The 13,896-nt window shown below is 58.0% G+C and carries 14 protein-coding genes; 6 read left to right on the top strand and 8 right to left on the bottom strand.

What is annotated here, in order from left to right; genetic code table 11:
* Window positions 1-10: 10 nt before the first annotated feature.
* The 5 genes from OH686_RS08935 to OH686_RS08950 form a co-directional block, all read right to left on the bottom strand.
* Entirely contained in the window at window positions 11-175 is a 165-nt protein-coding gene (locus OH686_RS08935; RefSeq protein WP_289537878.1) for a hypothetical protein, read from the bottom strand.
* A 428-nt stretch (window positions 176-603) separates the two neighbouring features.
* Complete coding sequence (locus tag OH686_RS08940) at window positions 604-1,779, bottom strand: hypothetical protein (protein ID WP_289537880.1); 1,176 nt, start codon at window positions 1,777-1,779, stop codon at window positions 604-606.
* Window positions 1,776-3,938, bottom strand: a complete 2,163-nt coding sequence (locus OH686_RS08945; protein WP_289537882.1) for an N-6 DNA methylase — start codon at window positions 3,936-3,938, stop codon at window positions 1,776-1,778. Before OH686_RS08945 ends, OH686_RS08940 begins: the two co-directional genes overlap by 4 nt.
* Window positions 3,939-4,451: 513 nt before the next feature.
* Entirely contained in the window at window positions 4,452-4,568 is a 117-nt protein-coding gene (locus tag OH686_RS23240; protein ID WP_354005284.1) for a helix-turn-helix domain-containing protein, read from the bottom strand.
* 305 nt (window positions 4,569-4,873) lie between these two features.
* A complete protein-coding gene (locus OH686_RS08950; RefSeq protein ID WP_289537884.1) occupies window positions 4,874-5,422 on the bottom strand; it encodes a hypothetical protein in 549 nt (182 codons plus the stop codon).
* A 247-nt stretch (window positions 5,423-5,669) separates the two neighbouring features.
* Here OH686_RS08950 and OH686_RS08955 point away from each other — a divergent pair, with 247 nt between their 5' ends.
* Window positions 5,670-6,344 carry a hypothetical protein gene (locus OH686_RS08955; protein ID WP_289537886.1) on the top strand — a complete coding sequence of 225 codons (675 nt, stop codon included), beginning with the start codon at window positions 5,670-5,672 and terminating at the stop codon, window positions 6,342-6,344.
* Here OH686_RS08955 and OH686_RS08960 read toward each other — a convergent pair.
* Window positions 6,341-6,820, bottom strand: coding sequence for an RES family NAD+ phosphorylase (locus OH686_RS08960; protein ID WP_289537888.1), 480 nt, complete (start codon window positions 6,818-6,820; stop codon window positions 6,341-6,343). The genes OH686_RS08955 and OH686_RS08960 overlap by 4 nt on opposite strands.
* Window positions 6,802-7,416 (bottom strand): Xre family toxin-antitoxin system antitoxin, encoded by a 615-nt coding sequence (locus OH686_RS08965; protein WP_354005285.1) that lies wholly within the window; start codon window positions 7,414-7,416, stop codon window positions 6,802-6,804. Before OH686_RS08965 ends, OH686_RS08960 begins: the two co-directional genes overlap by 19 nt.
* A gap of 120 nt (window positions 7,417-7,536) precedes the next feature.
* On the opposite strand from OH686_RS08965, the gene OH686_RS08970 reads away from it, so the two are divergent.
* From OH686_RS08970 to OH686_RS08980, 3 genes are all read left to right on the top strand, one after another.
* Window positions 7,537-7,842 (top strand): DUF6088 family protein, encoded by a 306-nt coding sequence (locus OH686_RS08970; protein WP_289537890.1) that lies wholly within the window; start codon window positions 7,537-7,539, stop codon window positions 7,840-7,842.
* A gap of 339 nt (window positions 7,843-8,181) precedes the next feature.
* The gene (locus OH686_RS08975) at window positions 8,182-8,406 is read left to right on the top strand and encodes a BPSL0761 family protein (protein WP_289537891.1); all 225 of its coding nucleotides are present in this window, start codon (window positions 8,182-8,184) and stop codon (window positions 8,404-8,406) included.
* A gap of 211 nt (window positions 8,407-8,617) precedes the next feature.
* Window positions 8,618-9,670, top strand: a complete 1,053-nt coding sequence (locus OH686_RS08980) for a TniQ family protein (RefSeq protein WP_354005286.1) — start codon at window positions 8,618-8,620, stop codon at window positions 9,668-9,670.
* Window positions 9,671-9,877: 207 nt separating this feature from the next.
* On the opposite strand, the gene OH686_RS08985 is transcribed toward OH686_RS08980, so the two are convergent.
* Window positions 9,878-12,265: a hybrid sensor histidine kinase/response regulator gene (locus tag OH686_RS08985; RefSeq protein WP_289537893.1), complete on the bottom strand. Its 2,388-nt coding sequence runs from the start codon at window positions 12,263-12,265 to the stop codon at window positions 9,878-9,880.
* Between the two features lie 188 nt (window positions 12,266-12,453).
* Between OH686_RS08985 and OH686_RS08990 the strand changes: the two genes are divergently transcribed.
* Both OH686_RS08990 and thiE read left to right on the top strand, forming a co-directional pair.
* Window positions 12,454-13,251 carry a hydroxymethylpyrimidine/phosphomethylpyrimidine kinase gene (locus tag OH686_RS08990; protein WP_289537895.1) on the top strand — a complete coding sequence of 266 codons (798 nt, stop codon included), beginning with the start codon at window positions 12,454-12,456 and terminating at the stop codon, window positions 13,249-13,251.
* Between the two features lie 10 nt (window positions 13,252-13,261).
* A complete protein-coding gene (gene thiE / locus OH686_RS08995; RefSeq protein ID WP_289537897.1) occupies window positions 13,262-13,891 on the top strand; it encodes a thiamine phosphate synthase in 630 nt (209 codons plus the stop codon).
* The last annotated feature ends 5 nt before the right edge of the window (window positions 13,892-13,896 follow it).

A 13,896-nucleotide genomic window follows, 5' to 3' on the forward strand; every position in this document is an offset into this window, starting at 1 on the left:
GGAGGCTACGTTAGTACTTCTGCCAAAGATCTGCTTCTAATCCTGCAAGGACAGCAAGCGCATGTAGCTCACTGATGCCATTGTCCAGCAGATCCGCAGTCCGAGCAGGCTGGTCCCACCCTGATCCACCACTTTTCCCGCCATGAAATACATTGTTTCGCAGGGTTTTGAGCATGCTGACCACTTTGCAAAGCTCGCTCTGGCATCTCCCTAGGTCTACTTGATGCCATGTGAGCCTCTTTCCCACGCCGACGATCTGCTGTTCAGGCGCCAGCTCCAGCAATCTTCGTCCAGAGTCTGTAATCTCGTACTGGGCAGCATAGGCACCTACGAACTTCTGCCAGCTCGGCTCGGCGACATTGCCTTCAGCCTCACCCTTCAGAAAGCCAGACTCCTTAAGTGCGGCCTCGAAACGAGAAAACCAGAAGAAAAAATCAAAAGCCTTGTGTCAGCGCCCCATTAGCAGTCTCGTGTTGCATATGTATGCTCCGCCGTTAGCGAACGTAAATTTTCCACGTGGGAAAGTAGCGGCCCTTTTTTAGAGGCCACGAGAGACGGACGGCGACTAGCCGCCCGGCAACGAAAAGGCTCTATCCAAGTACCTTAGCTATATAACGTCCCGGAGCTGCGAAGCTTGACGTATTGGACCGTCACGAACCTCGAAATCGCAGCGACGAAGTCTTGCACTAACAAATCCTCCATTAGGAAGTCTCTCAGCGAGAAGCCGCTCTTGATGACGTCGAAACGCGGTAGCGGCGTGTCGAGCGCTACCCCCGACAGATGAACTAGGTTGTTCCTGACCGCCTGCAACACCTCGTCGAAATCGAGAGCTAAGTCTTCTGCCGTTACGCAAGCTACCTGATTGCGCGCGATGTCCAGCGCGGCGCCGAGGCCACCAACAGTGCGGACACCAGGGGTAGCTATCGTTGCTGATGTCCAGTGCTCGCAGAGTGGATTGGGCGCGACGATGTTGAGATCCACACGCGTCCCGCTCCTGTCCTTTGGTACGCGTTTCAACTTTATTTGCACCGGTGCACCAGCGAAAGAGGTGATGAAATCACTCACACCTAACGGCATCGAGCCTTGAAATTTCACGATGTAGGTGCCAGCAGCAACGTCTGCAGTGACCTGCGCGTGACTGTAGGCGTAAATGTCTTTTGATGTCGCACCGGACGTGAACGAATAGCCGTGGCTCGAGAGGACGTCACGAAGCGTCGCCTCCGCAGCAATCGACAATAGGGCTACGGCGGCGTCATTGCGCTTTTGGCGGCGGGCGGTAGCAGCACTTGAGAGATAGTTGACGATGTAGGGAGGTACCACGGTACCCCAAGGTCGGGCTAGCCACTCGCAACTCATGCGCGTCTCAGGACCATCGGCCGGCAAGCGAACAGGCCACTCTACGACCCATCGCATGTCTGTGGAAAGCGAGATCGTTTCATCAGGTTGCTCGGTGTCGATGCGCAATAGCTCCAGCAGATCCTGCGGTCGGTGGCCCGGAACACCACCCATCGCGTGCACGTCTCGATAGACCTCCTCGAATAGTTCCAGAGCAATCCCTAGACCTCGCAGCATCATTGGCGACTGGAGAATTCGCGCGATCTCGTTTCTCTTTTTTTCGAACTCGGAGGGGCTAGTAGGTGCGGCGACGTGAGAAGTTGTACCTGCGGTAATACGGTCCATGGCGGCGAATAGCACATGCCCCGAACCACCCAGGAGCTTCAGCACCGAGTCGAGCGTCTGCTCGAGAACTCTGCCGCTGACATGAACTGGATACTTCATGCCATATCTCCTAAATCGAGATTACGCACCACAGCAGAGAGGGCCTGTTTTTTCTGTTGAAGCAATTTTTCGGCAGCTTCACGCTCTGCCTTGGCTTCGGCGACTCTTTGGACGATCTCGGCTTGAATATCGAGCGGGGGGACTGGAATCAAGGCTTGCTTAAGGACATCCAACCTCAGCATCGTCATCACGCTTCCGCCGGAACCTGCGATCAGAGCTTCATGCACATAGCGGCTGTTGATCGCGATAGCGAGGTACGCCGGCAGCACGAGAGGGTTGTGAACGCGAACGCGGAAGATGTGTCGATTAATAGAATAATGACCGCTCTCGATTAGCGCCGCGGCACCTAAATAGGTACTAAGGCCGTTTATTACGATGTCACCTTCGCTTGCAATCGCCTTGGGATATTTCATCACCTCGGCATTGTCCGCTCGATCTAAAGAATCCAACTGGATATCTAAGGGCCTCACTGCGCCGGGTCCAATGAACACCACGCCACCCGCCTCCTTCGAGCGGCGGATAGACCCTCCCTTGGTCACGAGGGCGAGGCTTTCTAGCGAATGATGTTTGAAGGATGTAAGGGTGAGCTCGCGTTGTGCTTGGCGCGCAAGATACGGCCCGGCGCTCAATACACCTTGCGAGGGTGACTCCGTGGCGGTTAGGCCAAAATCGTCTTCGCCAACCTCATCACCTCGCATCCATGCTTCGAATCGGTTCAACACATGGAGCAGCCCAGGCAAGGAAGTACAGTCAAAGCTGTCCTGCTGTTGTCGATTTTGGGCTTTTGCAAAAAACAGCGAATCCCTGGCGGGCATGGATTTGTCTAGCACTACGATGCTTGCAGCTACACCCGAATCAGGCAGGTAGGTACCCACGTCGATCACGGCTTTCAAGCCATTATTCAGCAGGAACTCACGCAGTTGTGACTTGCCCGGGTTGCTCAATAGGCCGTTTGGCAGTAGCGCAACGATGCGGCCATTCGGCGCCAGTAGCTCTAACGCATAGCGGAGATATGCCTCCTCGCTTGAAAGCTTGCCATCCCGCCGATTGCTGAAGCGCTCATCCCAAATGGTTCGTCCAAAAGGTGGCGCCACAAGAATGCGGTGAGCCCGAACACTTGGTACTCCAATGTGTCGAGTAAGATCGCGCGAATCGCTAATAGAGACTGACGGCAGGTCAGCACCGAACATCAACTGCTGAACACTGGCCCACAAGACCTCAGTTGAGTTGCGAGCTAGCAAGCCCATGCGCATGGTCGGTGTGGCTCTCGCCATTCGTATAGCAGCCGATATATTCCCCAAGCCACAATGCAGGTCGAGAACGCTATCGCCGTCTTCAATGTCTGCGAGGCGCACGAGTAAGTCTGAGGTCCAGCGCGGTAATCGACTGGCTCCCGACCAGGCTGGGTAGCGGTCGAGGATGTCATCGAGAAGCAGTAGTGCGTCAGCAGGAGCGAGCTCGTCCAACGCCGATGCGTTGAGCATCTCAAGTGCTTTTTCGAGAGCTCGATGTGAGGTCCTGTCTCGCTTAGAGAAGTATTCGAGTGCCTCTACGAATCCTGTGACAGACTCATCCGGCCAGTGCGATTGCGCCGCGTGAAGTGCACTCTGCGATTCGGAGCTGCTCAATAGCAGTTGATAGAATATTTCGATTCCGTGCCGACGCTGAAGGTATGCGTAGAGAATCAGCGCTAGGACTTCAGGGGACCACTGTTCAAGCCGCGCTAGCTCCAATAAGTGGCGCAACGTGTTTCGTGCTCCCGCAATATGGCTAGCACGCGACCGACTGTCAGGTCCTGCTGCTAACAGATCACGATAGGATTTGGGGGCGGCAAGTGGGAGGGGACGGCCCGATTCATCTGTCTCGAACCAAAGCATCTTTTGCCCATCGGAGATCAGGAAGTACCTTGCTCCCACTTCGATTGCGGCAAATTGAATCTGGCGGATAAGGGCGTCGAATGGAAGCAGCTTGACGTCGTGAGGCAAGGTGTCGAGGCGCTTGGCTTCGCAAACGATCTGTATGCGGCCTCCCACTTCTACAACTAAGTCCAGCTGTGTATTGCGACTCGATCGGTGTTCGCGCTGCACCAGTTCTGTGGGGTATCCGAGCTCGTTGGTCAGATAGGCATAGATGCGCTGCACAGCCTGGTTTTCGTACATCCTGATCTCTCTCCCGTTGTCCTTCCAGGTGATGGGCTTAAGCCGCACGAGGCATGGCGACGGAATCTATCATGAGGTTCGGCGATCGGCACTCGACCGCTAGTAGAACTCTATGGAGGAAGGGGTCTTATCAAGGCCGCCTTCGTAAACCTGGTTCAACCATCCTGGCGGCGCACCTGAGTACGCGTCACTACGGTTAGCCATGTCTCCATGCGGGGCTAGGCGAAGACGAAGCGTGTCGCCGAACTTTGCAACGTGAGGGAGTCCTACGGCCATCAGCACACTCGGCCGCCTCCTTGAGGAAGACCGATGTAGATTTTTACTCTTTTCGAGAGATCGCGAGTTTCCGCCAGCTAGTGGGGGACATCCCCAATCGGTTGTGAAATGCCTTGGAAAAGACGGCCAGACTCTGGTTACCCAACACGTCGGAGAGGCGCGTTAGGTCGATCGTGGCGGCCTGCAGGTGCCAGCAAGCTGTTCACAGCTTCACTTCAGAAAGAAGCCTCTTGAAGCTCAGTCTTCTGCCATCAATCTTCGCTGAAAAGTCCGCGGATGTATTCCAAGCAGCGCGGCCACGTTCTCGATTGAATGTTGATGACTGCCCAGAGTCTCGGTGATCAGGCTGCGCACTTGGTCCGGGCAACTGAGCGCGCAGCAAATTGCTCGTGTAGCAGCGCGATAAGGCTAATACGCAGCGCTACATTGCTCAGCGCAACGCCCTCTGCGAGCAGGAGGTGCATCCTCGAGCCAGCCTCCAGTCGCAGCGATTGAAGCGCTGTGGGCTCTCGTGAAGTCATTCTTCCGCCAGCCATTGCATAGCCGTACTGCGGATCAAGCGCATAAATGACGGAGGCGGCCCAAGGGCCGCCTCAACCATGTTTCGTCACCGGTATCGATAGCCGGGAGAGGAAGCTCATGGGCAGAAAGTAAGGATATCACTTGCGGAGTTTCAGCTCCTGACGAATTCGCTCGATCCGAGCTCGCTGCGCGGGGGTGGGTTCCATCGCCGCGATGTAGAACTCACGGACCTGTGTGCCATCTGCTGCCACCCATGCCCATTGGCTATCGCTACTCCAGCTCACAGAGAACGGGCTGCGCAGCTTTTCAATATCAAATGGCGCGCGGTTGTCTGGCATGAAAATAATGTGCTTATCACCAACTACATTGGGCGTTGGATCGAGCAGCTGACCTTGCCCGCCACGCCATACCGCATGGTGTTGGCCAAGATAGGCCCCCTCGCGGTGCCATAGAGCCCAGCCGTACACGACCTCTCCACCATTGGCCAGCATGTGTTCGAGGCAGTTAAACCAGCAACTCCCAAGCATGGCGCCCGGTTGAGGAATTACGGGTACATGAATAACCTCCAAATGATTCTGATGTGTGCTGGGAGATAGGCCTGCTGCAGGGCGAACAGCTGATTTTCGAATGAAATCGCAAAACTGAGTGAATCCGGCATTCTGAATATTGGGGACAGTCCACTTCATCGGCACATTCCGAACAGGTTAATTGTGCAAACAACGCATTTGCCGGGCAATATTACTCGTCCAGCAAGAGCTGGTGTGCCTGCTACATACTTTTGCTAAGAGTCCGATGCCATTTGAACGCTGCTCAGCAATCGGACTGCAATGTATGTCGGGCAGTTAGGGGGACACTGCCGAGACTGCAGAGATGACGGAGTCTAACCCTTCTCAAGGGCAGTGTTTTGACGGGCTTACTCTTAAGGAATTAAAAATGGAATCGATCATCGAAGCTGCCCGCGCTATGCTGGGAAACACTTACTTTATAGTCGCGACCCTTATTGGGTTGATCACAGTTATTTTGACGATCTTGACTCGGCTCTTGGACTTCCACGACAGGCATGTCGTCCACAAGAAGTACGAACGTCTGCGCAAGCTGCGTGAATACACGCCGGAGGGTACGTCGCTAGCAGGCTACCTCGATGGCTCGATACAAGGAGAAGTCTTCCGCATCGCATCAGGAATCTCTGCGAGTCCCGAGAAAATGAAATACATGCTCGAGCTTGCGTCCATGGGGCGGTGGGATCACAGCCAACTTCGCTCAATCAGTGGATTCGTTCGTCTTGAGCCTGATGCAGACGAGCCAAGCATTTGCATGGGCCGCTCTAGCAAGCTTGATGCGATTTTCTGTCTGTTTGCTGGCGGCTACTTCATCTTTGTCGGCGTGGTCTTCCTGCTGTTGAGCGGCGTATTCCTACCATCGCCTTTTGGTTGGATTGCAGGGGCGGGCATTTGCCTAGTGTTCTTCATTTGTGCAGTAGGTATGTGGAAAGGCTACGTAAACTACCTAATCGCAAAGCGGGCAAAGGCCTATTTGGAAACAAGTCAGCCACGCGGAGTACAAGAGTCCGCTAACGTAGTGATACCGGTTCCTACCGCGGCAGCCTAGATTCGACTCTGAAACATTCTGGGGTCATAGAAGAAGTCTTGGACCTCTATGACCTTGATGTAAGCCCAAGCGGGGTGTCGAGGATTGATCACCATATTCCTCTGCACAGGTAATACAGCTGAGGGAACGATCAGACCCAAGTGGCTCCCAGATTTCAGCCAGGCCGTGCCGAACTCCATGCTAGGAGTGTCCGCCGGCTTGCTATCCCACCCAATAGGAAGTGGTTCGGGTTCCCAGTACAAACCTTCATCGCCCGGAAGCTCAATCTGAGCCAGTACCATGGCCGTCGAAGGTGGCCCGGACGCGTTTACGAAATGTTCTAGGCAGCAAATAGCTGGGTTCTCTCCCAAGTAAAGCGCCGGAAAGTCCTTGTTATTCCAACGTCCGCCACTGATTGCAGACCCTGTACCGGAGAGATCGCTTCCGTGCTTCGCCTTAGATAGCCGCCATGCGATCCTCAAGCGGCGCCCCCCCATTCGAGGGCATGAAGCACTCGACGAACTTGGTTTGCGCCAAGCTCGGTTTCACACAACATGATCGGCGGCTGGCTGCCAAGGGCGATGTTAGGAGAGGAGAGCCAAGACAGAGCTCGATCCCGATTTTCAAACACCTCCTGCGCTAGGTGGGCCACGGAGGCAAGCCGATCCAGCCTCTCTGACGTCACGGAACTCAAACGCTGCCTGTCCTTCAGGCGACGTAGCAGGGTTGATTGCGACACCGCGAACAGTTGCTCAGCCAGAGTCGCTGTCAACGTCAATGCGGACCTGACAGTCACCAGATGATCAGCTGGGTAGCCTTCGATGATCCTGACGATGCGCTCCTGCTCACTAGTACTGGCGGTTTCATTGACCAAGCCCCAGAAGGCAGTCTCACTACCAGTGATAGCTTTGGATCTCTTCGGCGCGTCGGGGCTAAGAGCGGCCCTCGCTATTGATCCAAGGTTTCTCACGAGCCCACTCTGAACACCCGACCTCATAATCGAACCGGCTTTTGTTTTGGCCTTCGAAGCCCCGGGCTCAGCTTTCTCCTTTCCACCGTGCTTCCTCGCCACCATAACGTGCTCCACCGTCATATGACGGAACGGTTCTAGTCATTTGGCAGTATAGAGCCACCGCCCGTGGCGGTCACTGTTTGATCAATGCCAGATACTGGCCAAAATTTATGACATGACAGATACCTCCGGCTCTGCACCATGAAGTCTCTTTCTGAAACGATCTTGGACCACGGTAGGAAATTGGCCGAAGGGGCCATTCTCACACCAAGCGAATTCCTACATCTGGGCACTCGGGCGGCTGTGCACCAAGCGCTTTCGCGGTTGGCGAGGGTCGGATTGCTTATGCGACCAGCACGCGGGCTGTATGTGGTGCCAATAAGCACCAGGTTCGGGGTGCGTCCGCCAGGGGTACAGCAGACCGTACAGTCGTTGGCTCAGAGCACACGAGAAACAATTACTGAGGGTGGGGGCTGGGCCGCTAATAGCCTCGGACTGACCACCTAGGTGCCCGTACAATACGTGTTCCTCACCAGCGGTCGAGGAAAAACGCTTACGTTTAATAAGACGAAGGTCGAGATCAGGCGCGCGCCAAAGTGGATGCTAGCGCTTGGTTGTACACTACTACCTGGAGCGGTGATCAGAGCGCTCGCCTGGTTAGGCGAGGCGCATGTAAATACAGCGATGGAGAAACTGCGTGGACGACTGTCTCCGCAGGACTGGCAGGATTTGTTTTCTGTGCGACACAAGCTTCCGTCTTGGATGTCTGCGGCGATCATTCGCGAGGTGGTCTAATCGAGAGGTGTTCGGGCCATCTTGGCCGGTTCGGTTCTGAGGGAGGTGAATATGACGATGCCCAACGAGCGATCAAGAGCGGTAGTGATGACTCGGGATTTCCTTGTAGCACTTTCACGAGATAGCAGTTTGCCAGAAAAAATCCGCCACGATGCCAAGTTCCTGCTGCGCCATTACCCAACCTTAGATGACGTCATCCTTGCGGGAAAAATAGAAGAACAGTCTAACTATTTGCTGCCCCTACAAGGCCCTGTATTCAGCTCTTCGTTAAAGTGACGAAGCGCTCAACTTGATAACAATTTTTTCAACTGCAACACTGACTTTTTTCCAGAACTTAGGCAGGCGCCGTCAAACTTGGAAAAATCGCTACGTTGGAGTGAATACTCTTTGCAGCTATGACTGCAGAGTTCGGGATAGAGCGAACCGAACTGCCTCTTGAACCTAAAAACGCATTCGCTTACACATCAAACCAACAGCAAAAATAGCTTTGAAACTTACTTATTTTCCGACTCCATTGCCCGATGAGTCAATGGACTCCATCCTTCTGCGCTATCATCACCTAACCGCATCAAGTAGCCTAAAGCGTTCTTTTGAAGCTCTGTTTGGGCCTGCTGAGAAAAGTTACGTTCCAGCCGCAAGCCTAATACATGTGACGCTGCGCAGGAACATAAGAACTCTGGCCCAACGAATCCCAGGCGACCCGCAGAAGATCTTGGAGAAGCTGTACCGAGATCACACGTTTGACCCGCTAACGATTGGGGACCGCTACGCCAGGGATCTGGCCCACATACCCGTATCGGTAAGCGAATTCACGAAGGTATGCGACCGATGCATGGCAGAAGATTCATCGCAATACGGAGTTATGTACTGGCATAGATCACATCAAATTTATGAAGTGACCCATTGCTGGAAGCATGGAACAAAGCTTACTGCTGAATATCAATTTAATGACTCGATTAGGCCCGGCAGCTTTTATAGTAAAAAGGCTAACATCCAGTCAACGCTCCCCCAAACAGACCACCGCCTAAAATATGCTAGAACAGTGCACTTCATTTTAAACAACTCGATGAACGGGGTTAACAAACTCAAGGTCATTGACTACAAAATATGGAAATCAAAAGCAATAAAAACCCCTAACATCGCCGAAAGAACCAAACAGATTTTACCTAGCTTATGGAAGATTCGGTGGCGCGCCCCATCTCACTCCACACTGGTTTCGGGTACCCTCCGCGAAATCTCGGCTTTTTTTAGCGATCCGATGGAGTTTTTAAGCTACGCAAAATGCGGAATTCTAAATTCGTCGAATGAGCACCCAAAAATATTCCAGGAGAACAACCCAGGCATAAACTGGAAGTGGGTCTATCGATATGAGGCGTTGCGTAGCCCTAGAGGCAGCCCTGAGATGGAATGGTTAGAAAAGTACGATTCTCGCTGGTCAAAGCGGCTCGAAACAATTAAGACCGAACCCATGGAATCGAGCAAACGTAGCTATTTACTCGAAAAATTCAAATATGAGTCTACTTACATGTATAGGCTGTAATCGGCGTGAATTACTGCCATCAGCGAAAGGAGTGAGAATTCCTTCCAAATTATATTTTTTGCAGCAGGGTCATAATGGTCGTTTTCACCAAGTTATATTTGTTTTTTGGTCCTTCCTTGGGCCGCTGAAAGCCGCGAAGAATCAGGTCCCTACTTCCAAGTTATATTTTTTGCCTACAGCAGCCCTATCGTCGTCAGCGAAGCAGAGTCAGGCGCTCGGCGCGCGGCACAGTACCCAGTCGTGCAGCAGGGCCTGCAGCTCGAGGAACTTCACCGGCTTGGCCATGTAGTCGCTCATGCCGGCAGCCAGGCAGCGCTCGCGGTCGCCGCTGTGGCTGTGGGCGGTGATGGCCAGCACCGGGGTCTCGGCGCAACCGGGCAGGTTGCGCAGCGCACGGCAGGTGGCGAAGCCGTCCATCACCGGCATCTGGCAGTCCAGCAGCACCGCGTCGATCGGCTCGCTGCGCAGCACTTCCAGGGCCTCGACGCCGTTGTCGGCGGTGCGCACCCGATAGCCGAGCTTGAGCAGCATGCCGCGGGTCACCAGCTGGTTGATCGCGTTGTCCTCGACGATCAGCACGGTGCATTGCTCCGCGCGGCGCTGCGGCTGGCCGCCGACCCTGCGCGGGGCCGGGGCGACGTCCTGGCGCTGGGCCGGCAGGTCGAGCTGCAGGGCAATGGCGAAGGTGCTGCCACGACCGGGTTGCGACTGGTGCTGCAGGCTGCCGCCGAGCAGTTCCACCAGCTGCCGACAGATCGCCAGGCCGATGCCCAGGCCGCCGTACTGGCGGGTCATGGAGCCATCCAGCTGGTGGAAGCGCTGGTACAGGTTGCCGTCCTGCGGGGCGATGAAGCCGATGCCGGTATCCAGCACCTCCAGGCGCAGCGGCATGCTGCCGGCCAGCGGCCCGGCGGCGCCGATGCGCAGGGTGACCTGGCCCTGGTGGGTGAACTTCACCGCGTTGTCCAGCAGGTAGCCCAGGGCCTGGGCCAGCTTGGCGGCGTCGCCCTCCAGGGTGTCGGGCAGGCTGTCTTCCAGCTCGACGGCGAACTGCAGGCCCTTCTCCGCCGCCTTGCCGCCGTACTGGGCACGCAGGCCGTCGACCAGGCCGCGCAGGCTGAACGGCTCGCGCCGCGGGTAGAGCTTGCCGGCCTGCAGCTCGGTGAGGGCGAGGATGTCGTTGACCATGCGCATCATGTCGCGCGCCGAGCTGGCGGCAGTGCGCTGGTACTGCTCCAGCTCGACATCCAGCTTGACCGTCTGCATCAGCTCCAGCGAGCCGATCACCCCGTTCATCGGCGTGCGCAGCTCGTGGGTGACGGTGGCGAGGAACTCGTCCTTCAGGCGGTTGCTGTCGGCCAGCTCGCGGTTGAGCACTTCCAGCTCGCGGCCGGCCTCCTGAAGGATGCGTGCGCGCTCTTCCTTCATCGCGTTGATGCGGTCGGCCAGGGCCAGGGACAGCAGACCCACCTCCAGCGCCGAGCCGAACTGGCTGGCGTACATGGTGAAGAAGGTATAGGGCAGATAGCCCAGCACCATCAGGGTGTTGATCACCCCGCCGGCGAGGAAGGCCGACCAGGCGATGATGAAGTAGCGCGCCACCCGCATGCCGCGCAGCCAGGCCAGCACGCCGGCGCTGAAGATCACCACGGTGAAGGCCAGGGCCAGCAGGGTGGCCAGGCGCAGCGCGCTGGCGTAGCTGGTGGTCAGCGCCAGCACCATCACCAGCCCGCCCACCGCCATCAGCAGGCGCAGCAGGCGATCGACCCAGGGGCTGTGGTCCGCGGTGTGCAGGAAGCTGCGGGCGAACTGACAGCCGAACAGCGCCGCCGAGCCGATCAGGAACGGCGTGGAGGCGTTGGCCCACCAGGGATCGTCCGGCCAGAAGTACTGGATGCCGGCGCCGTTGACCGAGACCTGGTACAGGCCGAACGAGGCGATATAGAGGATGTAGTAGAGGTAGCTGGTGTCGCGGACGGCGAGGAAGATGAACAGGTTGTAGATCAGCATCACCAACAGCACGCCGTAGATCAGGCCGAAGGTGTAGATGCGCGCCGGCTGCGCCTCGATGAAGGCGTCCGGTGCCCACAGGCCCAGCGGCATCTGCATCGAGCCCTGGCTCTGCGCGCGCAGGTAGACGCGCTTGGGCTGGCCCGGCGTCAGTTCGAGGTTGAACAGGTAGTTGTTCTGCTTGATCTGCCGGGAGGAGAACGGCAGCGAGTCGCCGGTGCGGGCGGCCAGGCGATAGCCGCCCTGGCCATCGGGCAGGTACAGCTCCAGGTGGTCGAGCGGCGGGTAGGCCAGCTCCAGCAGCCAGTTCTTCGGCTTGGTCGACTGCACAGGGTTGTACAGCAGGTCGACCCGCAGCCAGAACACCGAGCGCGAGTAGCCGGCGTTGAGCACCGCCTTGCCGTTGTCGCGGAAGCTGGCGTCCAGCGCGGCGGAGCTGACCTGCTCGATGCTGGCGTCGCCGCGCACGTCCTCGAATACCTGCATCTTCGAGCCGAGCGTCAGGTAGCGGGCGTGCTCGTCGAACTCGACGGCCTGCGCCAGCCAGGACCAGCCCAACAGGAAAAGTAAAACCCAGTAACGCATGCAGCCCCGCATGAACTCGTGCACGGCCGTCCGGAGCCCTCATCTCCCATGGGACGGCGCACAGAATCCTTCTGATTGGTATGGCCGGCACTTTATCACAGGGTCTGGAAGAAAATTCCGACGCCCCGGACAAGATGTCACGCCCCGGCGATTGGGCCTCCCGCCGCCAGGTGGTAAGCTCGCCGGCCATGAACAGACACAACTCCCGCCCCGTCGTCCTCTGCCTGTCCGGCCACGATCCATCTGGTGGTGCCGGCCTGCAGGCGGACATCGAAGCCCTGCTCGCCCAGGGTTGCCACGCCGCTCCGGCGGTCACCGCGCTGACCGTGCAGGACACGGTCAACGTCAGCGACTTCCGCGTGCTCGACCGCGACTGGGTGCTGGCCCAGGCCCGCGCCATCATCGCCGACCTGCCGGTGGCCGCCGTCAAGCTGGGCATGCTCGGCTCGGTGGAGATGGTCGACACCGTGGTCGAGATCATGCAGCTGCTGCCGGGCGTGCCGCTAGTCTGCGACCCGGTGCTGCGTGCCGGCGGCGGTGGCTCGCTGGGCAAGGACGACGTCGGCTACGCCATGCGCGAGCGCCTGCTGCCTATCGCCGCGGCCGCCACGCCGAACCTGCCGGAAGCGCGCATCCTCGCCGAACTGCCCGAGGGCACGCCGGACGAATGCGCCGCGAAACTCTCGCCCTTCTGCCAGAACCTGCTGATCACCGGCGGCCATGGCGACGAGGCAGAAGTGCACAACCGCCTCTATGTGCGCGGCGGCGATCGCCACACCTTCACCTGCGCGCGCCTGCCGGGTAGCTACCACGGCTCCGGCTGCACCCTGGCCAGCACCCTGGCCGGCCGTCTGGCCCTGGGCGAGGAAGTGGTCAGCGCCGTGCGCTCGGCGCTGGACTACACCTGGCGCACCCTGCGCGACGCGGAGCAGCCGGGCCGCGGCCAGTTCGTGCCGCGCCGCCTGCCACTGGACTTCTCCCTGTGACGGGCCGCCCGTGAAGCTGCGCGGCCTCTACGCCATCACCGACAGCCAGCTATTGGCCGACGGCAAGTTGCTGCCTTATGTCGAAGCCGCTCTTAAAGGGGGGGCACGCCTGCTGCAGTACCGCGACAAGTCCGACGACCAGGCCCGCCGCCTGCGCGAGGCCTCGCAACTGGCCGAGCTGTGCGCACGCCACGGCGCCAGCCTGATCATCAACGACGATGCCGAACTGGCGGCCAGGCTGGGGGTGGGCCTGCACCTGGGCCAGGGCGATGGTTCGCTATCCGCCGCGCGCGCCCTGTTGGGACGCAAGGCGATCATCGGCGGCACCTGCCACGCCAGCCTTCAGCTGGCCGAGCAGGCTGCCAGCGAAGGCGCCAGCTACATCGCCTTCGGCCGCTTCTTCACTTCACAGACCAAGCCCGGCGCGCCGAGCGCCACGCCCGAGCTGCTGGAGCAGGCCCGCGCCCGCTTCAGCCTGCCGATCACTGCCATCGGCGGCGTCAGCCTGGATAACGGCGCCGAGCTGATTGCCCGTGGCGCCGACCTGCTGGCGGTGATCCATGCCCTGTTCTCCGCGCCCTCCGCCACCGAGGTGGAGGCCCGCGCCCGCGCCTTCAGCGCGCTGTTCGCCAACTCCTAATTTAG

Source organism: Pseudomonas sp. SO81 (assembly GCF_030374125.1).
Lineage (GTDB): Bacteria > Pseudomonadota > Gammaproteobacteria > Pseudomonadales > Pseudomonadaceae > Aquipseudomonas.